Source organism: Neomesorhizobium albiziae (assembly GCF_900114255.1).
Taxonomy (GTDB): domain Bacteria; phylum Pseudomonadota; class Alphaproteobacteria; order Rhizobiales; family Rhizobiaceae; genus Neomesorhizobium; species Neomesorhizobium albiziae.
Window position 1 is genome coordinate 17,803 of sequence record NZ_FOSL01000002.1, and the last position, 23,694, is coordinate 41,496.

Genomic DNA, 23,694 nt, shown 5'->3' on the forward strand with positions numbered 1-23,694 from the left:
ATTTGTAGGACAAATCGATATGGCAACGCGCAGACACAGGCAAGAGCCGGAACCGGCAATTCTGCCGACAACAGCTGCTTATTGACCGAGGCGGCGCCGGACGGCCCCACAGGGCTGGCTTTCGGCTGGTCCGCCTGGAGGCAATTTCAGGCGCATGCGAGCGCCCTGCGCCGCCGCAACATTGCCACCTTGGGGCGACGCCTCTGGACGTTCACCGCGCGTGGCGCTATCGCCTAATCAATGACCGCGAAACACAGCCCACACACAGCGGAAACCAGCAGCCGCGGCGGGAGCATCCGCGAAACGCTGCGCCGGCTCTATCACGGGCGCACGCCAGGCGCGATCCGCTTCCAGCTTGCCGTCATCGTCATCGACATTGCCATCCTCGCCTTCTTCATTGCGACACCGTTGCTGCAGGAAACCGCATCCTTCCTGTGGCTCGATTATTCAGTCGCCGCACTGCTTGCCGCCGACATCGCCGCCAGGCTCTTCGCCTCGTCCGACATTGCCCGGCAACTCAAGCAGCCGACCGTCTGGGTCGATATCTTCATCCTGTTGACGCTGCTTTTCCCCGCGACGCTCGCCAACCTCGGCTTCCTGCGGATTCTGAGACTATGGTCGCTGTCGCGCACCGGCTTCCTGTGGCGGCCGCTCGGGCGCTACGGGCTCGGCGAATGGCGCGAGACGGTTCATGCCGTAATCAACCTCTTGACCTTCCTCTTCATCATCACCGGCTTCGTCTACACCTTCTTCTTCCGCTCGGCCGGCGGGCTCACCGCCTATATCGACGCGCTCTATTTCACCGTGGCGACGGTGACCACCACCGGCTTCGGCGACATCGTGCTGCCCGGCGTCTGGGGCAAGCTGACGGCGATCGTCACCATGATCATCGGCATTTCGCTGTTCGTGCGGCTGGCGCAATCGATCTTCCGGCCGGCCAAGGTTTTCTTCCCCTGCCCGCAATGCGCACTGCAACGCCACGATCCCGACGCGGTGCACTGCAAGGCCTGCGGGCATGTCCTCAAGATTCCCGACGAAGGCGTATGACGGCCTGATGCACTTTGGTGCGATGGACAAGGCAGGCCGGGTTCGCTACGCCTCACCGGACTGTATAGCCGGGAGGATGCTTACATGGCCCTGATCATCGAAGGCGAAGAGAAGATTTCAGCGCCGGTGCAGAAAGTCTGGGAAGCGCTGAACGACCCAGTGGTGCTGAAGGACTGCATCCCCGGCTGCCAGAACCTGGACATGAAATCGCCGACTGACATGGCGGCGACGGTGGTGCTGAAGATCGGCCCGATCAAGGCAACCTTTGCCGGCGAAGTGACGCTGAAGAACCTGAAGCCGCCGCATTCCTACACGATCGCGGGCGAAGGCAAGGGCGGCATCGCCGGCTTCGCCAAGGGTGGCGCCGACGTGACGCTGAGCGACGCGGGAGCCAACGAAACGCTGCTGAAATACGCCGCGAAGGCCGATGTCGGCGGCAAGATCGCGCAACTCGGCAGCCGGCTGATCACCTCGACCTCGAAAAAGCTCGCTGGCGAGTTTTTCTCGAGTTTCAACAAGAGAGTGAGCGGGTAGGGCAATAGGCAGTAGGCAGTAGGCAAACTAACGCCGATCTGCGCGGCAGTGGAAGTCTTCTATTCCCCTACTGCCTACTGCCTACTGCCTATTGCCTATTGCCTCTTCCCCTTGAACTCCGGCGCCCGCTTCTCCAGGAACGCCGCGACGCCTTCCTTGTAGTCGTCGGACCGGCCGGCCTCGCGCTGCAGTGCACGTTCGACCTGCAACTGCTCCTCCAGCGTGTTGGTTGAGGCGGCGTGGATCGCCTGTTTGGTCAACGCATAGGCATGCGTCGGCCCCCTGGCGAAAGCTTCGGCGAGCGCGATGGCTTCCGCCATCAGCCTTTCATCCTCCACCGCACGCCAGATCAGCCCCCAATTGGCGGCGTCTTCGGCCGATAGCGGATGCGCCGTCAGCGCCAGCGCCTTGGCGCGAGCTTCGCCGAGATGACGGGTGAGCCACCACGTGCCCCCGGAATCGGGGACAAGCCCGATCTTCGAGAAGGCCTGGATGAACTTCGCCGATTTTGCCGCAAGCACGATGTCGCAGGCCAGCGCGATGTTTGCGCCCGCGCCCGCGGCAACCCCGTTGACCGCGCAGACGACCGGCTTTGCCAGATTGCGCAGTTGCAGCACCAGCGGGTTGTAGAAGGTTTCGAGCGTGATGCCGAGATCGGGTGCGGCCCCCAGCATTGCCGGATCGCGGTCTGACAGGTCCTGCCCGGCGCAGAAGCCCCGCCCTGCCCCGGTCAGCACCACGGCGCGGCAAGCGTCATCCCCGGCGCACTCGTCCAGTGCGGCGCGCAACGCCAGATGCTGCGCCTCGTTGAAGGCGTTCAGCCGGTCGGGCCGGTTGAGGGTGACGACGGCGTAGCCATCGCGGCGCTCGTGGAGGACGGTGTCGGACATTAGGCCCCCTCTGGTGAATGGTGAATGGTGAATGGTGAATGGTCCACGTCGCCTGAGGACCACAGGAAATCAACACACTACCTTGCTATTCACTATTCACTATTCACTATTCACCATTCACTCAAAAACGATCGAAGGGACAGCGGCCGCCGCAGCGCCGCGCTCCTCGTTGAGGCGCTCCCACACCCTGGCGGCGATGTCGCGGTAGATCTTCGCTTCCGCGCCATCCGGCCTGGAGGCGACGACCGGGGCGCCGGCGTCCGAGGTTTCGCGGATGGCCATAACCAGCGGCACTTCGCCGAGGAAGGTGACGCCGAGGCGCTCGGCTTCCTTGCGGGCGCCGCCATGGCCGAAGATGTCGTAACGCTTGCCGGTGTCGGGGGCGAGGAAATAGCTCATATTCTCGACGATGCCGAGCAGCGGCACGTCGACTTTCTTGAACATGTTGAGGCCCTTGCGGGCATCGATCAGGGCAAGATCCTGTGGCGTCGAGACGATGACCGCTCCCGCCAACGGAACCTGTTGCGCCATGGTGAGCTGCGCATCGCCAGTGCCGGGCGGCATGTCGACGACCAGCACGTCGAGTGGGCCCCATTCGACCTCGCGCAGCATCTGGGTGAGCGCCGACATCACCATCGGCCCGCGCCAGATCATCGGCGTCTCCTCGTCGACAAGGAAGCCCATCGACATGACCTTCAGGCCGAAATTCTGCATGGGCTTCAAGATCTTGCCGTCGACCGTCTCGGGGCGGCCGTGGATATTCAAAAGCCGCGGCATCGACGGGCCGTAGATGTCGGCGTCGAGCACACCGACCTTCAGGCCGTTCGCGGCGAGGCCGAGCGCGATGTTGACGGCGGTGGTCGACTTGCCGACCCCGCCCTTGCCGGACGCCACCGCGATGATCGCCTCGATGCCGGGCACCCCGCGTTTGCCGGCTTGCGCGCCGGCGGGTGCATGCTGTGCTGGCCGGGGAGCCGCGGGAGCTGCCGGCCGGGGCGGCGCGGGGCGCGGCGGAGGCGGCGCTTCCATGCCGCCGCCCTTCTTCTCGGCGGTGAGCGCCACCATGGCGCCGGCAACGCCCGGCATGGCGGTGACCACGCGCTCGGCCGCGGCGCGCAACGCGTCGAGTTCCTTGGCCCGCTCGGCGGGCACGGTGATGGAGAAGAAAACCTTGGAGTCGGCGATGAAGATATCGGAAACCAGGCCGAGGCTGACGATGTCGCCCTCGAAATCCGGGCCTTTGATCGTCTTCAGCCGTTCAAGCACGGCTTCCTTGGTAACGGACATGTCTTCGCTTCGCACTCCCTGTTGCGCATCAGATAGTGCAGATCGCCGGGCGCGCCAAGCGCAAGCCACGACCAACGCTGTCGGCGCAGCGGCTTGTCTCAGCCGAAAATGCCGACTGCCGCGTAGGTGAGTGCTGCGATCAGCGCCGTGGCGGGCAGCGTTATGATCCAGGCCCAGACGATGTTGCCGGCAAGGCCCCAGCGCACGGCGGAAACGCGCCGCGCCGCCCCGACGCCGATGATGGCGCCGGTGATGGTGTGGGTCGTCGAGACAGGGATGCCGAGCCAGGTCGCCATGAACAGGGTTATGGCGCCGCCGGTTTCGGCGCAGAAACCCTGCATGGGATTGAGCTTGGTGATCTTGGAGCCCATCGTGTGGACGATGCGCCAGCCGCCGAACAGGGTGCCCAGCGCAAGGGCTGCCTGGCAGGTGATGACCACCCAGAACGGCACGTAGAAAGTGTCGCCGAGATAGCCTTGCGAAAAGAGCAGCACGGCGATGATGCCCATCGTCTTCTGCGCGTCGTTGCCGCCGTGGCCCAGCGAATAAAGCGACGCCGAGACGAACTGCAGCACCCGGAACGTGCTGTCGACGGCGAATGGCGAATAACGCACGAACGTCCACGACACCGCCAGCACCAGCGACAGCGCCAGGATGAAGCCGGTGAGCGGCGACAGCACGATGGCCGCGGAGGTTTTCAATAGCCCGGTGACGACGATGGCGCCGCCGCCCGCCTTGGCGACGCCGGCGCCCACCATACCGCCGATCAGCGCATGCGAGCTCGACGACGGAATGCCGTACAGCCAGGTGACGACATTCCAGACGATGGCCCCGACAAGAGCCGAAAAGATGACGCGCGGATCGACGATGCTGGCGTCGATGATGCCGGTGCCCAGCGTTTCGGCGACATGCAGGCCGAAGAACATGAAGGCGATGAAATTGAAGAACGCCGCCCAGAACACCGCATATTGCGGCCGCAGAACGCGCGTCGACACGATGGTGGCGATCGAATTGGCGGCGTCGTGCAGGCCGTTGAGGAAATCGAACAGCAGAGCGACGCCGATCAGGCCGATCAGGATCGGAAAGGCGAGAGAGGCGTCCATCAGACGTTTTCGATCACGATGCCGCTGATTTCGTTGGCGACGTCCTCGAAGCGGTCGCACACCTTTTCCAGTTCGCCATAAATCTCGCTGCCGATCATGTAGGCCATCGGATCGGACTTGCCGTGGCGATGGTAGAGATCCTTGAGGCCCGCTTCATGCAGTTCGTCGGCGCGGCCCTCGACGCGCATCACTTCCTCGGCCAGCGCCTGCAGTCGCGCCGCGTGGGTGCCTACCTTGTTGAGCAGCGGGATCGCCTCGGCGTTGAGCCGCGCCGCCTGTACGATCAGCGCGCCCATTTCCTGCATTTTCGGGTCGAAGCTCTTCTGCTCGAAAAGGGTCACCGTCTTGACGGTCTTGCGCATCATGTCGATGGCATCGTCCATCGACTGGATGAGGTCCTTGATGTCGCCGCGGTCGAACGGCGTGATGAAGCTCTTGTGGACGGCGGTCAGCACCTTGGCGGTGATGGCGTCGGCCTGGTTTTCCAGTTCTATGATCTCGCGGCAGTAGCGTTCGACGCCTTCGCCGCCGGCGAGCAGCTTCTGCAGGGCTTCGGCGCCTGCGACCACGGTGCGTGAATGCTCCGCGAAAAGATCGAAGAACTTGTCTTCGCGCGGCATCAAAGCCTGGAACCAGCCGAGCATACCGATCTCCCGAATCATCAAGAATACGTGCTGCGGGGCCGATACTATTCGAGCCGGAGATTTGCACACCCATAGCCGGCAAAAAACTGGGGAAGATTCGGCTAAGTGTCGGCGAATGCGGCCACCGACGCCCCTTTGCCACCCCGCTCGAGGTCAGCGGCGGCGGGAAACCGGCGCACGCTGGCGTATCGGCGGATTGCCGGATAGCTTCGTCGCATGATCGACAAACTCGAATTCTTCATTGCGCTAGCCAAGGAGCAGCATTTCGGGCGGGCGGCCGATACGCTGGGCATCACCCAGCCGACGCTTTCGGCGGCGATCAAGCAGCTGGAGGACCAACTCGGCGTCATGCTGGTGAAGCGCGGCTCGCGCTTCCAGGGACTGACGCCTGAAGGCGAGCAGGTGCTGATCTGGGCGCGCCGCATCGCCAGCGACACCCGCACCATGCGCGAGGAGATGCGCGCCGCGCGGCACGGCCTTTCCGGCCGCATCCGCATCGCGGCGATCCCGACGGCGCTCGCCATGGTGCCGCGGCTCACCACGCCGTTTCGCGAAAAACACCCGGGCGTCACCTTCTCGGTGCTGTCGCGCACCTCGATCGAGGTGCTGTCGCTGCTCGGCAATTTCGACATCGACGCCGGCATCACCTATCTCGACAACGAGCCGCTGGGGCGGGTGACCAGCGTGCCGCTCTATTCCGAGCGTTACCAGCTGATCATCGCGACAGGCAGCAATCTGTCGGAACGCAGCCGCGTGACATGGGCGGAGGTGAGCCAGCTGCCGCTCTGCCTGCTGACGCCCGACATGCAGAACCGCCGCATCATCGACCAGCACCTGGCCGAAGCCGGCACTGTGGCGCGCCCGACGCTGGAATCGAACTCGATGATCGTGCTTTTCTCGCACATCCGCACCGGCAAATGGGCGTCGATCATGCCGCTCAACCTTGCCGAGACCTTCGGCTTCGCGGAGCCGATCCGCGCCATCCCCATCGTCGAGCCGGACGCCAGCCACCTGGTCGGGCTGGTGGCGGCCAAGCGCGAGCCGCACACGCCACTGGTTGCGGCGCTGCTGGACGAAGCGATGGCGCTGGCGGACGATTTCAAGGCCGGACGCTAGTTTAATCCTCTCCCTACTGGCGGCTTGATAGAAGATTTCTATCAAGCAACGAAACAGCTTTATTGATTCCGGACGTTTCGTTCGATTTCATAAAGGCTTAGCGGATAACCGCTTGTTAGGGAGGGCGCTGCGTGACCATGCAGCCTGCAGGTACCGAGGTCGCATCGCGAACGATGTCGATCATTGACGATCTCAAGGGTCTCGAAGGCCCACTGCTGCCTATTCTGCACGAAATCCAGGAAGAGTTCGGCTTCGTGCCGAAGGAAGCGCTGCCGGTGATCGCCGAGGCGCTGAACATTTCCAACGCCGAGGTGCACGGCGTCGTCACCTTCTATCACGACTATCGCAACCATCCCGCCGGGCGGCATGTGCTGAAGGTCTGCCGCGCCGAAGCCTGCCAGTCGATGGGCGGCGATGCGATCGCCGCGCAGATCCAGCAACGGCTGGGCATCGGTTTTCACGAAACGGCCAAGGATAATTCGGTGACGCTGGAACCGGTCTATTGCCTCGGCCTCTGCGCCTGCTCGCCATCGGCCATGCTGGACGGCGAAGTGATCGGCCGGCTGGACGCTGACAAGATAGACGAGATCGTCGAGGAGATCCGGCGATGACGGTGACCATCTACATCCCGCGCGATTCCGGCGCGCTGGCGCTCGGCGCCGAAAAGGTGGCCAAGGCGGTCGCCCACGAAGTATCCGAGCGTGGCCTCGATGCGCGGATCGTGCGCAACGGCTCGCGCGGCCTCTACTGGCTGGAGCCGATGGTCGAAGTGGAGACGGCTGCGGGCCGAGTCGCCTACGGACCGATGAAAGCCAGGGACGTGCCTGCCCTCTTCGACGCCGGGCTCGGGATTACCGCACACAGCACGCATCCGCTGTTCCTCGGCGATCCCGAGAAGATACCGTTTCTCGAAAAACAGACCCGCCTCACCTTCGCGCGCTGCGGCATCACCGATCCGCTGTCGCTCGATGATTACCGGGCGCATGGCGGCCTGAAGGGCCTCGAAAACGCGGTCGCGATGGCGCCGGCCGATATCGTCAAACAGGTGACCGAATCGGGCCTGCGCGGGCGCGGCGGCGCCGGCTTCCCGACCGGCATCAAATGGAAGACGGTGCTCGACCAGACCGACGACCGCAAATACATCGTCTGCAACGCCGACGAAGGCGACAGCGCCACCTTCGCCGACCGCATGATCATGGAGGGCGACCCCTTCGTTTTGATCGAGGGCATGGCTATCGCCGGCGTCGCCACCGGCGCGACCAAGGGTTACATCTACATCCGCTCGGAATATCCGCACGCCGTCGCCACGATGAACGCCGCGATCGGCATCGCGCGGCAGGCCGGCGTGCTGGGCGTCAACGTGCTCGGCTCCCCCAACGCCTTCGACATGGAAGTGCGGGTTGGCGCCGGCGCCTATGTCTGTGGCGAGGAAACCTCCCTGCTGAACAGCCTGGAAGGCAAGCGCGGCGTGGTGCGGGCAAAGCCGCCGCTGCCGGCGATCCAGGGCCTGTTCGGCAAGCCCACCGTCATCAACAACGTCATCAGCCTCGCCTCGGTGCCAATCATCATGGACAAGGGCGCCGATCACTACAAGGATTTCGGCATGGGCCGCTCGCGCGGCACCATCCCCATCCAGATCGCTGGCAACGTGAAGCATGGCGGCCTGTTCGAGGCGGCGTTCGGCCTGTCGCTCGGCGAGATCATCGATGATATCGGCGGCGGCACAGCCACCGGCCGGCCGGTGAAGGCGGCGCAGGTGGGCGGGCCGCTTGGCGCCTACTTCCCGCGCGCGCTGTTCGACACGCCGTTCGACTACGAAGCCTTCGCCGCCAAGGACGGTCTGATCGGCCATGCCGGCATCACGGTGTTCGACGACAGCGCCGATATGCTGAAACAGGCGCGTTTCGCCATGGAATTCTGCGCCGTCGAAAGCTGCGGCAAGTGCACGCCCTGCCGCATCGGCTCGGTCCGGGGCGTCGAGACGCTGGACAAGGTGGCGCAAGGGGTCGAGCGCGACAAGAATCTCGCACTGGTCACCGATCTCTGCAACACGATGAAATTCGGTTCGCTGTGCGCGCTTGGCGGCTTCACACCCTATCCGGTGATGAGCGCGATCAATCATTTCCCGGAGGATTTCCGCCCGCATCCGGTGAAGGAGGCGGCGGAGTGATGACGTCTCTGACCGACTTTCCTTTTTCCGCCGCGTTCGCGCGCTATAATTGCACGCTAGGAGCCTGATCATGGGTCTCGTTCACGAAATCGACTTCGGCACCCCCGCTTCCACCTCCGAGAAACAGGTGACGCTCACCGTCGACGGCAAGACGATCACCGTTCCCGAGGGCACGTCGATCATGAGGGCCTCGATGGAGGCAGGCGTCGAGATTCCGAAGCTGTGCGCCACCGACATGGTGGACGCCTTCGGCTCGTGCCGGATATGCCTGGTCGAGATCGACGGTCGCGGCGGCACGCCGGCGTCCTGCACGACGCCGGTCGGCGAGGGCATGGTGGTGCACACGCAGTCGGAGCGGCTGAATGCGATCCGGCGCGGGGTGATGGAACTTTATGTTTCCGATCACCCGAGCGGCTGGAACGAGACGGCCGGCACGGGCGCCAGCGAGTTCGACAAGGTTGCAGCCGAGATCGGGCTCACCGAAGTCCGCTACGGCGTCGAGGGGCGCAACCACGTCGCCCCCGGCAACGGCTCGCTGAACATCGACTATATCGCCCGGGACGCGTCGAACCCCTATTTCACCTACGATGCGGCCCAATGTATCGTCTGCTCGCGCTGCGTGCGGGCCTGCGAGGAGGTGCAGGGCACGTTCGCGCTGACCATCGAGGGCCGTGGCTTCGAGAGCCGCGTCTCGGCCGGCATGCACCAGTCCTTCCTCGAGAGCGAATGCGTTTCCTGCGGCGCCTGCGTACAGGCCTGCCCGACCGACGCGCTGCGGGAAAAATCAGTCCTTCAGAAGGGCATGCCGGAAAGTTCGACCGTCACCACCTGCGCCTATTGCGGCGTCGGCTGCTCGTTCAAGGCCGAGATGATCGGCGAAGAGGTCATCCGCATGGTGCCGTGGAAGGACGGCAAGGCCAACCGCGGCCATAGCTGCGTGAAAGGCCGCTTCGCCTATGGCTATGCGACGCACAAGGAGCGCATCCTCAACCCGATGATCCGCGAGAAGATTTCCGACCCGTGGCGCGAAGTGACCTGGGAAGAAGCGCTCGCGCATACGGCGAAGGAATTCCGCCGGCTGCAATATCAGTACGGACGCGGCGCCATCGGCGGTATCACCTCGTCGCGCTGCACCAACGAAGAGACCTATCTTGTGCAGAAGCTGGTGCGGCAGGGCTTCGCCAACAACAATGTCGACACCTGCGCGCGCGTCTGCCATTCGCCGACCGGCTACGGCCTCGGCCAGACCTACGGCACCTCGGCCGGCACGCAGGACTTCGACTCGGTCGAGCATACGGACGTCGCCATGATCATCGGCGCCAACCCGGCCTCGGCGCACCCGGTGTTCGCCTCGCGACTGAAGAAGCGGCTGCGCAAGGGCGCCAAGCTGATCGTCATCGACCCGCGCCGCACCGAGATGGTTAAGTCGGCGCATATCGAGGCGTCGCACCACCTGGCGCTGAAGCCCGGCACCAATGTCGCCATCGTCACGTCGCTGGCGCATGTCGTCGTCACGGAAGGCCTGTTCGACGAAAAGTTCATCCGCGAGCGCTGCGACTGGTCGGAATTCCAGGACTATGCCGAGTTCGTCTCTGACCCGCGCCACAGCCCCGAAGAGGTGGAAAAGCTGTCGGGCGTGCCGGCCGAGACGATCCGCGGTGCGGCGCGCCTCTATGCCACCGGCGGCAACGGCGCCATCTACTACGGCCTCGGCGTCACCGAACACAGCCAGGGCTCGACCACCGTCATCGCGATCGCCAACCTCGCCATGCTGACCGGCAATATCGGCCGCAAGGGCGTCGGCGTGAACCCGCTGCGCGGCCAGAACAACGTGCAGGGCGCCTGCGACATGGGTTCCTTCCCGCACGAACTGCCGGGCTACCGGCACATCTCGGGCGACACGGTGCGCGACATCTATGACAGCCTGTGGGGCGTGAAGCTGGACGACGAGCCCGGCCTGCGCATTCCCAACATGCTGGACGCCGCCGTCGACGGCACCTTCAAGGGCATCTACATCCAGGGCGAGGACATCCTGCAGTCCGACCCGGACACCAAGCATGTGTCGGCCGGCCTCGAGGCGATGGAATGCGTCGTCGTGCACGACCTCTTCCTCAACGAGACGGCCAATTACGCGCATGTGTTCCTGCCCGGCTCGACCTTCCTCGAGAAGGACGGCACCTTCACCAACGCCGAGCGCCGCATCAACCGGGTGCGCAAGGTGATGGCGCCGAAGAACGGCCTGGCCGACTGGGAAGTGACGCAGAAACTCGCGCAGGCGATGGGCCTGAAGTGGAACTACCAGCACCCGTCCGAGATTATGGACGAGGTGGCCAGGACGACGCCGAGCTTCGCCAACGTTTCCTACGATTTCCTGGACAAGATGGGCTCGGTGCAGTGGCCCTGCAACGACAAGGCGCCCGAAGGCACCCCGATCATGCATATCGGCGGCTTCGTGCGCGGCAAGGGCAAGTTCATCCGCACCGAATATGTGGCGACGGACGAAAAGACCGGCCCGCGCTTCCCGCTGCTTCTGACCACCGGCCGCATCCTCTCGCAGTATAATGTCGGTGCGCAGACCAGGCGTACCGAAAACGTGGTTTGGCATGACGAAGACCGGCTGGAAATCCACCCGCACGACGCCGAAAACCGTGGCTTGCGCGACGGCGACTGGGTGCGGCTCGTCAGCCGTGCCGGCGAGACGACCTTGCGCGCGCTGGTCACCGACCGGGTGTCGCCGGGCGTCGTCTACACGACCTTCCACCACCCCGATACGCAGGCCAACGTCATCACCACCGATTTCTCGGACTGGGCGACCAACTGCCCGGAATACAAGGTGACGGCGGTGCAGGTCGGCGCCTCCAACGGGCCGAGCGAATGGCAGGAAGACTACGAGGCGCTGGCGAAGCGCTCGCGGCGCATCGAAGGCAAAATGATCGCAGCCGAATAAAAAGAGATGTCGCGTTCCTTAGCGCCCCCCTCTGTCCTGCCGGACATCTCTCCCACAAGGGGGGAGATTGCGCCAACCGCTTGGCTCTCCCCAATCGTCAACGCTGCAGAAGAGGCGCTGATTATGAAGCTGCCAATCTCCCCCCTTGTGGGAGAGATGTCCGGCAGGACAAAGGGGGGCAACGTAGAGCTCCACTCTGTGCAGGTCGCGCGCGGGAGCCGCCACTTATTATGACCCGCCCCGCCATCACCTCCACCACCCGCATCGCGCGCCGCGCAAGCGGCACGTCGTCGGCCGCCCGCATGGTGCCGGAAGAAACGCCGGTGGCGTTTTCCTATGCCGGCACCACCCATGCGGTGATGATGGCGTCACCCGCCGATTTCGAGGATTTCGCGCTCGGCTTCTCGCTGACCGAAGGCATCATCGCGTCGCCGGACGAGATCGAGGCGATCGAGGTCGAGGACCTCGGCGCCGGTATCGACATCCAGATCCGGCTGAAGGACAAGGCCAACACACGCTTCGAGGCACGGCGCCGGCGGCTCGCCGGGCCGGTCGGCTGCGGCCTCTGCGGCATTGAATCCATCGAGGAGGCGATGCGCTCGGTCGACGATGTGCGTCAGTCACCGCTTACGCTTTCGCCGGCCGACATCGTTCAGTCGGTGAAACTCCTGTCGAAGCAGCAGCCGCTGCATGCCGAGACGGGCGCTGTGCATGCGGCGGGGTTCTACGTGCCCGGCAAGGGCGTTGTGGCCGCTCGAGAGGATGTCGGCCGCCACAACGCGCTGGACAAGTTGGCAGGCGCGCTCGCCCGCGCCGGCGTCGATGGAGCCACCGGCGCGGTCGTGGTGACGTCCAGGGTTTCGGTCGAGATGGTGCAAAAGACGGCGGCAATCGGCGCGTCGTTCATCATCGCGGTCTCGGCGCCAACAGCACTCGCCATCCGCACCGCCGACGAGAGCGGCATGACGCTGGTGGCGCTGGTGCGCGGCGAGGATTTCGACATTTTCACCGGTCCCGACCGGGTGACCAGCGGAGCAGACAGACATGTCGCATGACGAGATGCACAAATCGGGCACACGGGAAAAACTCGTGCGCATGGCCAACCAGATCGCCACCTTCTTTTCCTCGAAGCCGCATGAGGAAGGCGTGGCCGGCACCGCCGATCACATCAACAAGTTCTGGGACCCTCGCATGCGCCGGCAGTTCTTCGAGATCGTCGAGGCCGGCGGCGAAGGCCTTTCGCCGCTGGTGATGGAGGCGTCGGCGAAGATCAGGCGGCCGACGGAACACGTGACGGCAGCGCAGGCCGCCGAAGCGGCGACCGATGTAAGCGGCTAACTTTAAGCCCGTATCGTCTGCAACGACGATGGCCGGTAACGCGGCCAGGCGCGCCCGAAAACGGAAGCTGGGAACAGGTGGTCCGTGTCGTCGGGCACGATGCGGAATATTGCCTGCCATGCCCAAGCTTCGCCGGTTAGAGCATTTGCAGCCAAATGGAATCGTCCGCATAAATGCGGCAAAACAAACAGTTAGAGCGTGTTACCGGTTCTGAAAGAACCGGAACCGCTCCAGCCGGTCAGCCGGTCTTACCCGCCTTCTTCCAGCCGTTCCTGATATGTTTGTAGCCGTCGCGGTAGACGGCCTCGGGGCTCTCGGCGAAGTCGCGCCAGACCTTTGTGGCGGCGGCGAGGTCCCTGAGGCCGCGGCCAAAGGATTCAATGGTGAGCCAGCCGTCGTAACCGCTCTTCCTGATCGCGGAAAAGGTTTCCGGCCAGGGGATGTTGCCGCGCCCTGGCACGCCGCGGTCGTTTTCCGAGATGTGGATGTGGACGATGTTTTTCCTGTGCTTCGTATAAGCCCGGATCGGGTCGGCCTCCTCGATATTGGCGTGGAAGGTGTCGTACATGGCCTTGATGTTGGGATGGCCGATCTCATCAATATGGGCAGACAGGTCGGCCATGGTGTTGAGGAGATAGCATTCGAAGCGGTTCAGCGCCTCAAGGCCGATGGTGACGCCGTGCTTGCCGGCATGGTCGCCGATGGCGCGCTGCGAGGAGACCGAGCGTTTTTTCTCGGCACTGGTCGGACCAGTGCCGGAAAACTGGCCGAGCGTCGAATGCAGCGGGCCCGACAGGAATTTGGCGCCCAGCGCTTCCGAGCAGTCGATCGCCCATTTCATGTATTCGATGCCGGCATGCCGCGTCGCCGCGTCCGGCGAGATCAGGTTCATCTTGGGATCGCCCATCGCCGAAACCGCGGTGCGCTCCAGCCCGATCCTGTCCAGCATGGCGCCGAGCTTCTTGTAATCGTCGGGCGTGCCTTCGAAGACCGGGATTTCGACGCCGTCATAGCCGGTCGCCTTGATATCCCTGAGCAGCGCCTCGTGCTTTTTCGAGACGCTGGTGGTCCACAGGAACATGCAGAAGCCGATTTTCATTTTTCCGGAGCCCTCCCCTTTGTCGGCAGGACCCTAGCGCGGAAAATCTGGTAGGACCAGATGGGGTTCCAAACTTTTCCTTCTCCCCGTGCGGGGGAAGGTCGGATGAGGGGGCGTTCCAGTTGGCGATGGTTGCCCCCTCACCCGAATTGCCAACCTCGCCGCTGCACGGCTCGGGGCAATCCAAACCTCTCCCGCAAAGGCAGAGGCAAAGGCTACCCGTGCGCCACCATCACATGCCGCACGGCGGTGTAATCCTCCAGCGCGTAGACCGACATGTCCTTGCCATAGCCGGACTGCTTCAGCCCGCCATGCGGCATCTCGTTGGTCAGCATGAAGTGGGTGTTGATCCAGGTGCAGCCATATTGCAGCCGGGCGGCGGTCGCCATGGCGCGCGAAATATCCTTGGTCCAGACCGACGAAGCAAGGCCGTAATCGGAATCGTTGGCCCAGGCCACCGCCTCGTCGACATCCGAGAAACGGGTAACGGAGACGACCGGACCGAACACTTCCTTGCGCACGATCTCGTCTTCCTGCAACGCGCCGGCCACCACCGTCGGCTGGTAGAAGAAGCCGTTGCCGTCGCCCGGCTTGCCGCCGGTGGTGATTTCGATGTGCTTCAGTTCCGAGGCGCGCTCGACGAAGGAAGCGACGCGGTCGCGCTGGCGCTTCGAGATGAGCGGACCGATCTCGTTTTCGGTGTCGTCCGGCCGGTTGAACTTGATGGTCGAAACCGCGGACGAAAGGTCGGCGACGAGCTTGTCGTAGATTTTCTTGCCGGCATAGATACGACAGGCGGCGGTGCAATCCTGGCCGGCATTGTAATAGCCGAAGGCGCGCAAGCCGTTGACCACCGCATCGAGGTCGGCGTCGTCGAAGACGACGACCGGCGCCTTGCCGCCGAGTTCAAGATGCGTGCGCTTCACCGACCTTGCCGCCGCCTGCAGAACCTTCTTGCCGGTGGCGACGTCGCCGGTGATCGAGATCATGCTGACCTTGGGGTGGTTGATCAGCGGGCTGCCTACGCTTTCGCCGCGGCCGAGCACGACGTTGACAACGCCTTCGGGCAGCACGTCGGCAAGGATGCTGGCGAGCTTCAACGCCGTCAGGGGCGTCTGCTCGGACGGCTTGAATACCACCGTGTTGCCGCCGCCGATGGCCGGGGCCAGTTTCCACGCCATCATCATCAGCGGATAGTTCCAGGGCGCGATGGAGGCGACGACACCGACCGGGTCGCGGCGGATCATCGACGTGTGGCCAGGCAGATATTCCCCTGCGACGATGCCGGGCATGGAGCGCACCGCACCGGCGAAGAACCGGTAGCAATCGACGATGGCCGGGATCTCGTCGTTCAGCACCGCGTTGATCGGCTTGCCGCAATTCAGCGCCTCGAGCCTGGCAAACTCCTCAGCCTCGGCCTCGATGCGGTCAGCGATCTTCAGGAGATAGCCGGAACGCTGCGCCGGCGTGGTGCGCGACCAGGTGGCGAAGGCGCTTTCGGCGGCGGCGACCGCCGCTTCGATCTGTGCGGAGGAGGCTTCGGGAAGCGACAGGATCGTCTCGCCGGTCTTCGGGTTGAGGATCGCCTCCTCGGCTTCGCCGCCCTTTTCGAACTTCGAACCGATCAGCATCTTGGTGTCCATGTGGGCTCTCCCTTGGGTATCGGTGAATGGTGAATGGAAAAATGGTGAATGGAAGAACCTTCTGGGGTTCTCGATCAAAAGAGAGCCTCCGCTAACTCATTGATCCATTTACAATTTTACCATTCATTATTCACCCTCGTTCATTTCCCCGCCCCGGCGATCTGGTCGCCGTCGCGGGTGAGATAGTAGGCCGCAAGGATCGGCAGCAGCGTCACCAGCACCACCACCATGGCCACCACATTGGTGACTGGACGCTGGCGCGGCCGCACCAGTTCCTCCAGCATCCAGATCGGCAGCGTCTGCTGCTGGCCGGCGGTGAAGGTGGTGACGATGACCTCGTCGAACGACAATGCGAAGGCGAGCATGCCGCCGGCCAGAAGTGCTGTCCCGATGTTGGGCAGGATCACATGGCGGAAGGTCTGGAAACCGTCGGCGCCCAGGTCCATCGAGGCCTCGATCAGCGAGCCGGAGGTGCGGCGGAAGCGGGCGACGGCGTTGTTGTAGACGACGACCACGCAGAAGGTGGCGTGGCCGAGCACGATCGTCCAGAAGGAGAATGGGATTTCGGCCAGGTTGAAGGCGGCGCGCAGCGCAATGCCGGTGATGATGCCGGGCAAGGCGATAGGCAGGATGACCAGCAGCGAAATCGTCTCACGGCCGAAAAACCGCGTCTGGCTGACGGCTGCGGCGCACAAGGTGCCGAGCACCAGCGCGATCGCCGTCGAGATCGCCGCCACTTGCACGGAGAGGCTAAGCGCCTGCCAGACATCGGGACGGTTCCATGTCGCGGCAAACCACTGCGTGGTCAGTCCCGGCGGCGGCCACTGGTAGGACTTCTCCTCCGTTGTGAAGGCATAGACGAAGATGAGGAGCAACGGCAGGTGCAGGAAGAGCAGGCCGCAGGCGGCTGCGATCTTCAGGCCGAGCGGCGCGGATTGGGAGCGGTCAGAGCGCATGGAAGGCTCCTTGCGAGGGGAGTATCGACCCCCACTCCGCCTCGCTTTGCTCGGCACCTCTCCCCCGGTCGACGGGGGAGAGGAAGGTCGCCAACGTCTCCGCTTTTCCTCTCCCCCAGGCAGGGGGAGAGGTGTCGCGCATAGCGCGACGGAGTGGGGGTGCTTCCACCTCGTGCGCAACAGGTCGAAAGTCTCGGATCATCCCGAATTCACAGCGCATCGAAAGCTCCCATGCGCCGCGCCATCCAGAGGTAGAAACCCATCACCACGATGGGCACAACGGTGAAGGCGGCGGCGAGCGGAATGTTGCCGGCGGTTCCCTGGTGCGCGTAGACGGCCTGGCCGATGAACAGCCGCGACGTGCCGATGATCTGCGGGATGATGTAGTCGCCCAGCGTCAGCGAGAAGGTGAAGATCGAGCCGGCGACGACACCGGGCAGCGCCAGCGGCAGCAAGACGTTGCGGAAGGTCTGGCCGGGTGAGGCGCCGAGGTCGGACGAGGCTTCGACGAGGTTGCCCGGCACGCGCTCGAGTGCCGCCTGGATGGGCAGGATCATGAACGGCAGCCAGACATAGACGAAGACGATAAAGGTGCCGGTGAAGGAGACCGAGAGCGAGTTGCCGCCGACGACCGGCAGCGACAGCCAGGCATCGAGCAACCCGAGAAGATGCAGCTTGGCGAGCAGCCAGGTGAGGATGCCTTCCTTGGCGAGGATGAGCTTCCAGGCGTAGATCTTGACGAGGTAGCTAGACCACAAGGGCAGCATGACGCCGAGATAGAAGAGCACCTTCCATTTGCCCCTGGCGTAACGCGCCGCGAAATAGGCGATGGGGAAGGCGACGACGGCAGAGGCGACCGTGACGGCTGCCGCCATCGTCACGGTGCGCACGATGATGTCGACATTCGCGGCCTGCAGCAGTTCGCCATAGGTCTTCAGCGTGAAGCGGCAGTCGATGAGGCCGGAGTACTCGTCGATCGAGAAGAAGCTCTGCAGGAGAAGCGCAAACAGCGCACCGAGATAAACAACGCCGAGCCACAGCAGCGGCGGCGTCAGCATCAGGAACAGAAGCAGTTTGGGATTGCGCCACAAGGTGTCGGACAGGCTGCCGAACAAGCCGCCGCGCGGCGGCAGGATGGCGGGAACTGCGGGATGGGTCGCGGTGAGGGTCAACGGGGCGCCCTCGCTATGCGCGAAGCTTGCGCTCTACGCGGGGCGAAGCCCTTGCAAAAGCTAGGCGCCACCATCATCCTTCCCCGTCCATCAGATGCAGTTGGTCGCGGTTGAAGGTGAGGATGACCTCGTCGCCCTCGGCGGGCAGCATGGCGCCGGTGGGCACCGTGGCGTGGAGCCGCTGGCCGTCGGCGTCGAGCGCGACGCGGGTGGCGGCACCCACATAGTGCATGGCAAGCACCCGGGCGCGCACGCCGTCGCCGCTGGCTGCGCGGTGGATGCGGATGCGTTCGGGGCGCAGGCTGCCCCAGCGCCGCTGCCCGGCGTAGCGCTGTACGAAATCCGGCGGCAGGACGTTGGACGAGCCGACGAAATCGGCGACGAAGCGCGACTGCGGCTTTTCGTAGATCTCTTCCGGCGTGCCGACCTGCATGATCTTGCCGTCGTTGAAGACGGCGACGCGGTCGGCCATCGACAACGCCTCGCCCTGGTCGTGGGTGACGAAGACGAAGGTGATGCCGAGCCGGCGCTGCAGCGCTTTCAGTTCTTCCTGCATCTGTTCGCGCAGCTTCAGATCGAGTGCGCCCAGCGGCTCGTCGAGCAGCAGGACTTTCGGCTTGTTGACCAGCGCGCGGGCGAGCGCGACGCGCTGGCGCTGGCCGCCCGAAAGCTGGCCCGGGCGGCGCGCGCCGTATCCCGGCAGCGCGACAAGCTTCAGCGCGTCCTCGGCCGCCTGGCGCCGCTCGGCCTTGCCGACGCCCTTGACCATCAGGCCGTAAGCGACATTGTCGAGCACGTTGAGATGCGGAAACAGGGCATAGTCCTGGAACACGGTGTTGACGTTGCGCCGGTACGGCGGCACGCCGTCTGCCTTTTCGCCGAAAATGCGTATCTCGCCGGCGGTCGGCTGCTCGAACCCCGCGATGAGGCGCAGGCAGGTGGTCTTGCCCGAACCCGAAGGGCCGAGCATGGCGAAGAATTCGCCCGGCACGATGTCGAGATCAACCGCATCGACGGCGCGCACGCTGCCGAAATGGCGAGAGGTCTTTCTGAAGGAAACGGCGGAGGTCATCGGTACTTTCTAGCGTTCGCGGCCCGCGCGAGCCGCATTGTTCGGCACCCCTCATCCGTCCCGGCGCTTCGCGCCGGTCCACCTTCTGCCCCTGTGTGAGAGGCGAGCGGTCAAAGCGAGGTCGGATGAGGGGTGAGGACGGAGCGTGGCGGGCCGCGCTCCGCCCGTCGGGTCACCGTCCCCCGATGACGCCTATGTAATCCGACACCCAGCGGTAGTACGGCACGCATTTGTCGCCCTGCGTGGCGCACTTCGAGGTCGGTGTCGTCCAGAACTTCACCTTCTCGAAATCGTCCATGCCGTTGGTGGTGCAGCCTTCCTTGGTCTGCATGCCGCGGCCGTCGGTGCAGGCGGCCGGCACGGCGGGGTTGGCGCCGAACCACACCGACAGATCGCTCTGCAGGTTGGAGGCGAGGCTGTGCTCCATCCACATGTAGGCACAGTTCGGGTTGGCGCTGTCGACATGCATCATGGTGGTGTCCGCCCAGCCCGTCACCCCTTCTTCCGGGATAACCGAAGCGATCGGCTGCTTGTCGCGCTGCAGGAGATTGACCTGGAACGGCCACGAGCCGGAAGCGACGACGCCCTCATTCTTGAAATCGTCGATCTGGATCATCGCGTCGTGCCAGTAGCGGCCGACCAGAGTGCGCTGCGCGCGCAACAGGTCGAGCGCTGCCTTGTACTGGTCCTCGTTCAGCTCGTAGGGGTTCTTGATGCCGAGGTCTGGCTTGTGCGCCATCAGGTAGTTGGCGGCATCGGCGACGTGGATGGGTCCATCATAGGCCTGGACGCGCCCCTTGTTGGATTTGCCGTCCGGCAGGTTCGTCTCCTCGAAGACGACGCTCCAGCTCTTCGGCGCTTCCTTGAAGACGTTGGTGTTGTACATCAGGACGTTCGGCCCCCACATGTAGGGCACCCCATAATGGACGCCGTCGACCGTGTGCCAGGGCGCGTCCTTCAGGCGATCGTCGATCGTCGACCAGCTCTTGACGAGATCGATGTTGATCGGCTGCACCCGCTTACCGGCGATGAGGCGCAGCGACGCGTCACCGGACGCGGTGACGAGGTCGAAGCCGCCTTCGTTCATCAGCGCCACCATCTCGTCGGAGGTGTTGGCGGTCTTGACGTTGACCTTGCAGCCGCTGGCCTCTTCGAACTTGGTGATCCAGTCGAACTTCGGGTCCGTCTCGCCGCGTTCCAGATAGCCGGCCCAGGCGACGATGTTCACCTGCCCCTCGCCAGCGCCGATTTCTTTCACCTGGGCGATCGCCTGGCCGGAAAAGCTCAATGCAAGCGCCATGGCGGTAAAGGATTTCAGAAACGACTTCATTCCGACTCTCTCCCATTCAGAGGGGCCGCATTGATCAGCGACTTTGGTTCCCTTCCCGCAAGGTGATCCGAAAAAAGAGCATTCGCAAATTCATTTATCAGAAGGTCGGTATCGGTTTTTCCGATAGATATTTCGATCATTTGTATGCATACGATCGCGATCGTATGCGCAAGCGGTTCAGCGCTGCCTGACCGTTCGTTGAGACTGGGCGATGCCGATGAAATCGCGCGCCGCCTGCGGCAGGCCGGAACCGCGCCGCCACACCATGCCGACCTGCACCACCGGCAGGGAGCCGGAGACATCGCGCGATTCGATGCGGTCGCCTTCCAGCGACCAGGGGCGATAGACGAGGTCGGGCAGAAGCGCGATGCCGGCGCCGGTGGCGACAAGGCTGCGCACCGCCTCCACCGAGCGGGTGCGGAAGGCGACATGCGGCTTGGCGCCGATCGCCGAGAGCAGCTTGCCGGTATTCTCCTCGATCTCGTCGACGGTGAGCATGATCAGCGGCTGGCCGGCAAGGTCGCCGATGCCGATGATCTCGGCCGCCGCCAGCGGGTGGCCGAGCGGCAGCCACAGGCGGTAAGACGAGACTTCGAGGATTTCGGACTGCAGCGCCATGCGGTCGCGCAGGTTGGACGTGACCATGACGGCGACATCGAGCTTGCCGCCGACCAGAAGGTGCTCGAGGTAGTCGCCATTGTCCTCGATCGCGGAAATCTCCACGGCGGGATGGGCGCGGCGGTAACGGGCGAGAAGATCCGAGAGCACGTAACCCGCCACCATGGAGGTGACCCCGAGCTGCAGCCGGCCGGTCGTTGCCGGCTGTTCGCCGAAAAAGGTGCGCCGCGCATCCGAAACGTCGGCGAGGATTTTCGTCGCGTGGCGCAGGAACTGGTGGCCCTTGTGAGTAATCGAGAGACCGCGCGGATGGCGCTCGAACAATTCGACGCCGAGATCGGTTTCGAGTTCCTTGATCGCCTCGGTGACGGAGGATTGCGAGATCGACAGGTTCTGGGCGGCGCGCGACACCGTGCCCTGCTCGGCCACGGCGACGAAATATTGCAGCTGCCTGATGGTGAACGCCATGGGCTGGACTAAACACACTCGACCGGAGGTTGGGAAGGGCGGGCCGACCCGATCTTGACGCGTCGCCTATTCGTAACTAATTAAGTTACATGAAACGCAACAGCCGGCTCTCTTCCGCCCTCCACATACTCACCCACATGGCCGAGGCGGACGCCCGCTCGCTTACCTCGCAGCACCTCGCCTCCTTTATCCATACCAACCCGGTGGTCGTGCGCCGTACCATCGCGGGGCTGCGCGAGGCGGGCATCGTCTCCTCGACGCGCGGTCCTGGCGGAGGTTGGCAGCTGTCGCGGCCGCCGGAAGAAATCACGCTGGCCGAAGTGAGCGCCGCGCTCGGGGAATCGCTGCTGCCGTTCAGCACCGAGCCTGAGAGTCCGGGCTGCCTGGTCGAGGAAGCGGTGATCGCCATGCTCGAAGAATTCCGCAGCGAGGCCGAGAGGCTGCTTGCCGAAAAACTCGGACGCTACACGCTGGCCGACCTCGCCACCGATTACCGCAAACGTTTCGACAGGATTGGAGTTACCCGTCATGCAGTATGACATCGCCGTCGTCGGCGGCAGCTTTGCCGGGCTTTCCGCTGCCCTTCAGGCGGTACGGGCGCGCCGCAAGGTGCTGGTCATCGACGGAGCACAGCCGCGCAACCGTTTTTCCGATCATTCGCACGGCTTCCTCGGCCAGGATGGCAGAACGCCGCGCGCGATCCTCGACGATGCGCGCGAGCAATTCCTTGCCTATCCCACCGCAACCCTCACCGAAGCGCTGGCAAGCGAAGCCAGGGCGACGGATGGCGGTTTCAAGATAACCTTGGAAGGCCGCGACGCCGTCACCGCAAGCCGGGTGGTTCTTGCCACAGGCATCAGCGACACGCTGCCGGATATTCCCGGCCTCAAGGAGCAATGGGGCAAGACCGTGCTGCACTGCCCCTACTGCCACGGCTACGAAACCGGCGGCGGCAGGCTCGGCGTTCTGGCGCGCAACGCGCTGTCTGTGCACCAGGCGCTGCTGGTCGCCGACTGGGGCGATGTCACGCTGTTCGGCAACGGCATCTTCGTGCCTGATGACGAGCAGATGGCGGCGTTGCGAAAGCGCGGCATCGGCTTCGAGCCGGCCGCCGTGGCGGGTGTCGAAGGCGGTCCCGCCGGACTTGCCGTCACCCTGGCCGGCGGCGCCGCACACGCGCTGAAGGCGATGTTCACCGCACCGAAGACGGCGATGACCAGCCCGCTTGCCGAGCAACTCGGCTGCAGTTTCGAGGACGGCATGCTCGGCCCCGTGGTCAAGGTGGACGAGCGCCAGCAGACCAGCATCAAGGGCGTCTACGCCGCCGGCGACATGGCGCGGGCCATGCACAGTGTCGCGCTGGCGGTGGCGGCCGGCGCCATGGCCGGCATCGGCGCGCATCAATCGCTCGTCTTCGGCTAGACCGGTTGTTGCCCGAGGGCTAAGCCACACCCGTAACGGTGAGCCGCACGCCGGCATCGGCCAGCGCGTTGGCGATATCGCGCGGCGGAGCGCTGTCGGTCACCAGCTCGCCGAAACCCGAAAAGCCGCAGACCTGCACCAGCCCCTGCCGGCCGAATTTCGTGTGGTCGGTGATGACCAGGGAGCGGGCGCCGCGCGCCAGCACCATCCTGGCGAATTCCGCCTCCTCGAGGTTGTAGTCCATGATGCCGCCGATGAGATCGACGGCGCCGGCCGAGATGATGGCGTGGGCAACGCTGAACTTCGAGACGAAGTCGATCGCCGACACGCCAAACGCCGCCCCTGAATCGCTGCGCAGTTCGCCCCCCGCCATATAGACCCTGTTGCCGTTGACGGTGGCCAGCGTGCGGGCGATGTCGGAGGAATTGGTGATGACGGTGAGCCGGCGATGCCCCAGCAGTTCGCGCGCCAGGAAGCTGGTGGTGGCGCCAGCATCCATCATGACGGAATCGCCATCCTGGATGCTGGCTGCGACATGGCCGGCGATCGCCCGCTTGGCCTCGCTGTTCTCGCGCATGCGCTTTTCGAACGGCGCTTCGCCCGAATAGCTCGGCAGGCCGATGGCGCCGTGCATTTTCAGCACCGAGCCGTCGCCCGTGAGCGGCTTCACGTCGCGCCGGATGGTTTCCAGCGAAACGCCCAGCCTGTCGGCCAGGCTGGCGATGGTTATGGTGCCTTCTTCCTGCACCAGCCGCAGGATGTCGCTATGGCGCTTCGAATGGTTCATGACACTACTGTGTCAGCCTCTTGGCCTGGACTCAACATTTCCGGGCCGTCC

The 23,694-nt window shown here is 64.3% G+C and carries 22 protein-coding genes; 10 read left to right on the forward strand and 12 right to left on the reverse strand.

The window, feature by feature from the left end; all coding sequences use genetic code 11:
- The first annotated feature begins 240 nt into the window (after positions 1 to 240).
- Positions 241 to 1,047, forward strand: coding sequence for a potassium channel family protein (locus tag F3H98_RS03645; protein WP_149758445.1), 807 nt, complete (start codon positions 241 to 243; stop codon positions 1,045 to 1,047).
- A gap of 84 nt (positions 1,048 to 1,131) precedes the next feature.
- A complete protein-coding gene (locus F3H98_RS03650) occupies positions 1,132 to 1,581 on the forward strand; it encodes an SRPBCC family protein (protein ID WP_149758447.1) in 450 nt (149 codons plus the stop codon).
- 95 nt (positions 1,582 to 1,676) lie between these two features.
- Here the strand turns inward: F3H98_RS03650 and paaG are convergent, their stop codons facing one another.
- The 4 genes from paaG to F3H98_RS03670 form a co-directional block, all read right to left on the reverse strand.
- A complete protein-coding gene (paaG, locus tag F3H98_RS03655) occupies positions 1,677 to 2,471 on the reverse strand; it encodes a 2-(1,2-epoxy-1,2-dihydrophenyl)acetyl-CoA isomerase PaaG (RefSeq protein WP_149758449.1) in 795 nt (264 codons plus the stop codon).
- Positions 2,472 to 2,588: 117 nt separating this feature from the next.
- Complete coding sequence (locus tag F3H98_RS03660) at positions 2,589 to 3,758, reverse strand: Mrp/NBP35 family ATP-binding protein (protein WP_149758452.1); 1,170 nt, start codon at positions 3,756 to 3,758, stop codon at positions 2,589 to 2,591.
- 98 nt (positions 3,759 to 3,856) lie between these two features.
- Positions 3,857 to 4,861 (reverse strand): inorganic phosphate transporter, encoded by a 1,005-nt coding sequence (locus F3H98_RS03665; protein ID WP_149758454.1) that lies wholly within the window; start codon positions 4,859 to 4,861, stop codon positions 3,857 to 3,859.
- On the reverse strand, positions 4,861 to 5,505 hold the full coding sequence (locus F3H98_RS03670) for a DUF47 domain-containing protein (protein ID WP_149758456.1): 645 nt from the start codon (positions 5,503 to 5,505) through the stop codon (positions 4,861 to 4,863). Before F3H98_RS03670 ends, F3H98_RS03665 begins: the two co-directional genes overlap by 1 nt.
- A gap of 216 nt (positions 5,506 to 5,721) precedes the next feature.
- Here F3H98_RS03670 and F3H98_RS03675 point away from each other — a divergent pair, with 216 nt between their 5' ends.
- From F3H98_RS03675 to F3H98_RS03705, 6 genes are all read left to right on the forward strand, one after another.
- Complete coding sequence (locus tag F3H98_RS03675; protein WP_149758459.1) at positions 5,722 to 6,621, forward strand: LysR family transcriptional regulator; 900 nt, start codon at positions 5,722 to 5,724, stop codon at positions 6,619 to 6,621.
- Between the two features lie 131 nt (positions 6,622 to 6,752).
- Entirely contained in the window at positions 6,753 to 7,232 is a 480-nt protein-coding gene (locus F3H98_RS03680; RefSeq protein ID WP_149758461.1) for a formate dehydrogenase subunit gamma, read from the forward strand.
- Entirely contained in the window at positions 7,229 to 8,791 is a 1,563-nt protein-coding gene (locus tag F3H98_RS03685; protein WP_149758463.1) for a formate dehydrogenase beta subunit, read from the forward strand. Before F3H98_RS03680 ends, F3H98_RS03685 begins: the two co-directional genes overlap by 4 nt.
- A gap of 70 nt (positions 8,792 to 8,861) precedes the next feature.
- Entirely contained in the window at positions 8,862 to 11,738 is a 2,877-nt protein-coding gene (gene fdhF / locus F3H98_RS03690) for a formate dehydrogenase subunit alpha (protein ID WP_149758465.1), read from the forward strand.
- Positions 11,739 to 11,968: 230 nt separating this feature from the next.
- Entirely contained in the window at positions 11,969 to 12,793 is an 825-nt protein-coding gene (gene fdhD, locus F3H98_RS03700; RefSeq protein WP_149758470.1) for a formate dehydrogenase accessory sulfurtransferase FdhD, read from the forward strand.
- A complete protein-coding gene (locus tag F3H98_RS03705) occupies positions 12,783 to 13,076 on the forward strand; it encodes a formate dehydrogenase subunit delta (RefSeq protein WP_149758472.1) in 294 nt (97 codons plus the stop codon). Before fdhD ends, F3H98_RS03705 begins: the two co-directional genes overlap by 11 nt.
- Positions 13,077 to 13,314: 238 nt before the next feature.
- Here F3H98_RS03705 and F3H98_RS03710 read toward each other — a convergent pair whose 3' ends face one another.
- The 7 genes from F3H98_RS03710 to F3H98_RS03740 form a co-directional block, all read right to left on the reverse strand.
- Positions 13,315 to 14,175 (reverse strand): sugar phosphate isomerase/epimerase family protein, encoded by an 861-nt coding sequence (locus F3H98_RS03710; RefSeq protein ID WP_149758474.1) that lies wholly within the window; start codon positions 14,173 to 14,175, stop codon positions 13,315 to 13,317.
- Positions 14,176 to 14,390: 215 nt separating this feature from the next.
- A complete protein-coding gene (locus F3H98_RS03715) occupies positions 14,391 to 15,818 on the reverse strand; it encodes a gamma-aminobutyraldehyde dehydrogenase (protein ID WP_149758476.1) in 1,428 nt (475 codons plus the stop codon).
- A 140-nt stretch (positions 15,819 to 15,958) separates the two neighbouring features.
- Positions 15,959 to 16,774, reverse strand: a complete 816-nt coding sequence (locus tag F3H98_RS03720; RefSeq protein WP_149758478.1) for an ABC transporter permease — start codon at positions 16,772 to 16,774, stop codon at positions 15,959 to 15,961.
- A 209-nt stretch (positions 16,775 to 16,983) separates the two neighbouring features.
- Entirely contained in the window at positions 16,984 to 17,946 is a 963-nt protein-coding gene (locus F3H98_RS03725; RefSeq protein WP_149758481.1) for an ABC transporter permease, read from the reverse strand.
- A gap of 73 nt (positions 17,947 to 18,019) precedes the next feature.
- On the reverse strand, positions 18,020 to 19,018 hold the full coding sequence (locus tag F3H98_RS03730; RefSeq protein ID WP_149758483.1) for an ABC transporter ATP-binding protein: 999 nt from the start codon (positions 19,016 to 19,018) through the stop codon (positions 18,020 to 18,022).
- Positions 19,019 to 19,190: 172 nt separating this feature from the next.
- Positions 19,191 to 20,348, reverse strand: coding sequence for an ABC transporter substrate-binding protein (locus tag F3H98_RS03735; RefSeq protein ID WP_149758485.1), 1,158 nt, complete (start codon positions 20,346 to 20,348; stop codon positions 19,191 to 19,193).
- 177 nt (positions 20,349 to 20,525) lie between these two features.
- A complete protein-coding gene (locus F3H98_RS03740; RefSeq protein ID WP_149758487.1) occupies positions 20,526 to 21,434 on the reverse strand; it encodes a LysR family transcriptional regulator in 909 nt (302 codons plus the stop codon).
- A gap of 89 nt (positions 21,435 to 21,523) precedes the next feature.
- Here F3H98_RS03740 and F3H98_RS03745 point away from each other — a divergent pair, with 89 nt between their 5' ends.
- Entirely contained in the window at positions 21,524 to 21,973 is a 450-nt protein-coding gene (locus F3H98_RS03745) for an RrF2 family transcriptional regulator (RefSeq protein ID WP_149758489.1), read from the forward strand.
- Positions 21,963 to 22,856 (forward strand): NAD(P)/FAD-dependent oxidoreductase, encoded by an 894-nt coding sequence (locus F3H98_RS03750; protein ID WP_149758492.1) that lies wholly within the window; start codon positions 21,963 to 21,965, stop codon positions 22,854 to 22,856. Before F3H98_RS03745 ends, F3H98_RS03750 begins: the two co-directional genes overlap by 11 nt.
- 19 nt (positions 22,857 to 22,875) lie before the next feature.
- Here the strand turns inward: F3H98_RS03750 and F3H98_RS03755 are convergent, their stop codons facing one another.
- Positions 22,876 to 23,643 carry a DeoR/GlpR family DNA-binding transcription regulator gene (locus F3H98_RS03755; RefSeq protein WP_149758494.1) on the reverse strand — a complete coding sequence of 256 codons (768 nt, stop codon included), beginning with the start codon at positions 23,641 to 23,643 and terminating at the stop codon, positions 22,876 to 22,878.
- Positions 23,644 to 23,694: the final 51 nt, after the last annotated feature.

Excerpts from the sequence above, each read along its gene's own strand:
- F3H98_RS03645 (WP_149758445.1), top strand. The coding sequence starts at position 241 with ATGACCGCGAAACACAGCCCACACACAGCGGAAACCAGCAGCCGCGGC.
- F3H98_RS03650 (WP_149758447.1), top strand. The coding sequence starts at position 1,132 with ATGGCCCTGATCATCGAAGGCGAAGAGAAGATTTCAGCGCCGGTGCAG.
- paaG (WP_149758449.1), bottom strand. The coding sequence starts at position 2,471 with ATGTCCGACACCGTCCTCCACGAGCGCCGCGATGGCTACGCCGTCGTC.
- F3H98_RS03660 (WP_149758452.1), bottom strand. The coding sequence starts at position 3,758 with ATGTCCGTTACCAAGGAAGCCGTGCTTGAACGGCTGAAGACGATCAAA.
- F3H98_RS03665 (WP_149758454.1), bottom strand. The coding sequence starts at position 4,861 with ATGGACGCCTCTCTCGCCTTTCCGATCCTGATCGGCCTGATCGGCGTC.
- F3H98_RS03670 (WP_149758456.1), bottom strand. The coding sequence starts at position 5,505 with ATGCTCGGCTGGTTCCAGGCTTTGATGCCGCGCGAAGACAAGTTCTTC.
- F3H98_RS03675 (WP_149758459.1), top strand. The coding sequence starts at position 5,722 with ATGATCGACAAACTCGAATTCTTCATTGCGCTAGCCAAGGAGCAGCAT.
- F3H98_RS03685 (WP_149758463.1), top strand. The coding sequence starts at position 7,229 with ATGACGGTGACCATCTACATCCCGCGCGATTCCGGCGCGCTGGCGCTC.
- fdhF (WP_149758465.1), top strand. The coding sequence starts at position 8,862 with ATGGGTCTCGTTCACGAAATCGACTTCGGCACCCCCGCTTCCACCTCC.
- fdhD (WP_149758470.1), top strand. The coding sequence starts at position 11,969 with ATGACCCGCCCCGCCATCACCTCCACCACCCGCATCGCGCGCCGCGCA.
- F3H98_RS03705 (WP_149758472.1), top strand. The coding sequence starts at position 12,783 with ATGTCGCATGACGAGATGCACAAATCGGGCACACGGGAAAAACTCGTG.
- F3H98_RS03710 (WP_149758474.1), bottom strand. The coding sequence starts at position 14,175 with ATGAAAATCGGCTTCTGCATGTTCCTGTGGACCACCAGCGTCTCGAAA.
- F3H98_RS03715 (WP_149758476.1), bottom strand. The coding sequence starts at position 15,818 with ATGGACACCAAGATGCTGATCGGTTCGAAGTTCGAAAAGGGCGGCGAA.
- F3H98_RS03720 (WP_149758478.1), bottom strand. The coding sequence starts at position 16,774 with ATGCGCTCTGACCGCTCCCAATCCGCGCCGCTCGGCCTGAAGATCGCA.
- F3H98_RS03730 (WP_149758483.1), bottom strand. The coding sequence starts at position 19,018 with ATGACCTCCGCCGTTTCCTTCAGAAAGACCTCTCGCCATTTCGGCAGC.
- F3H98_RS03735 (WP_149758485.1), bottom strand. The coding sequence starts at position 20,348 with ATGAAGTCGTTTCTGAAATCCTTTACCGCCATGGCGCTTGCATTGAGC.
- F3H98_RS03740 (WP_149758487.1), bottom strand. The coding sequence starts at position 21,434 with ATGGCGTTCACCATCAGGCAGCTGCAATATTTCGTCGCCGTGGCCGAG.
- F3H98_RS03745 (WP_149758489.1), top strand. The coding sequence starts at position 21,524 with ATGAAACGCAACAGCCGGCTCTCTTCCGCCCTCCACATACTCACCCAC.
- F3H98_RS03750 (WP_149758492.1), top strand. The coding sequence starts at position 21,963 with ATGCAGTATGACATCGCCGTCGTCGGCGGCAGCTTTGCCGGGCTTTCC.
- F3H98_RS03755 (WP_149758494.1), bottom strand. The coding sequence starts at position 23,643 with ATGAACCATTCGAAGCGCCATAGCGACATCCTGCGGCTGGTGCAGGAA.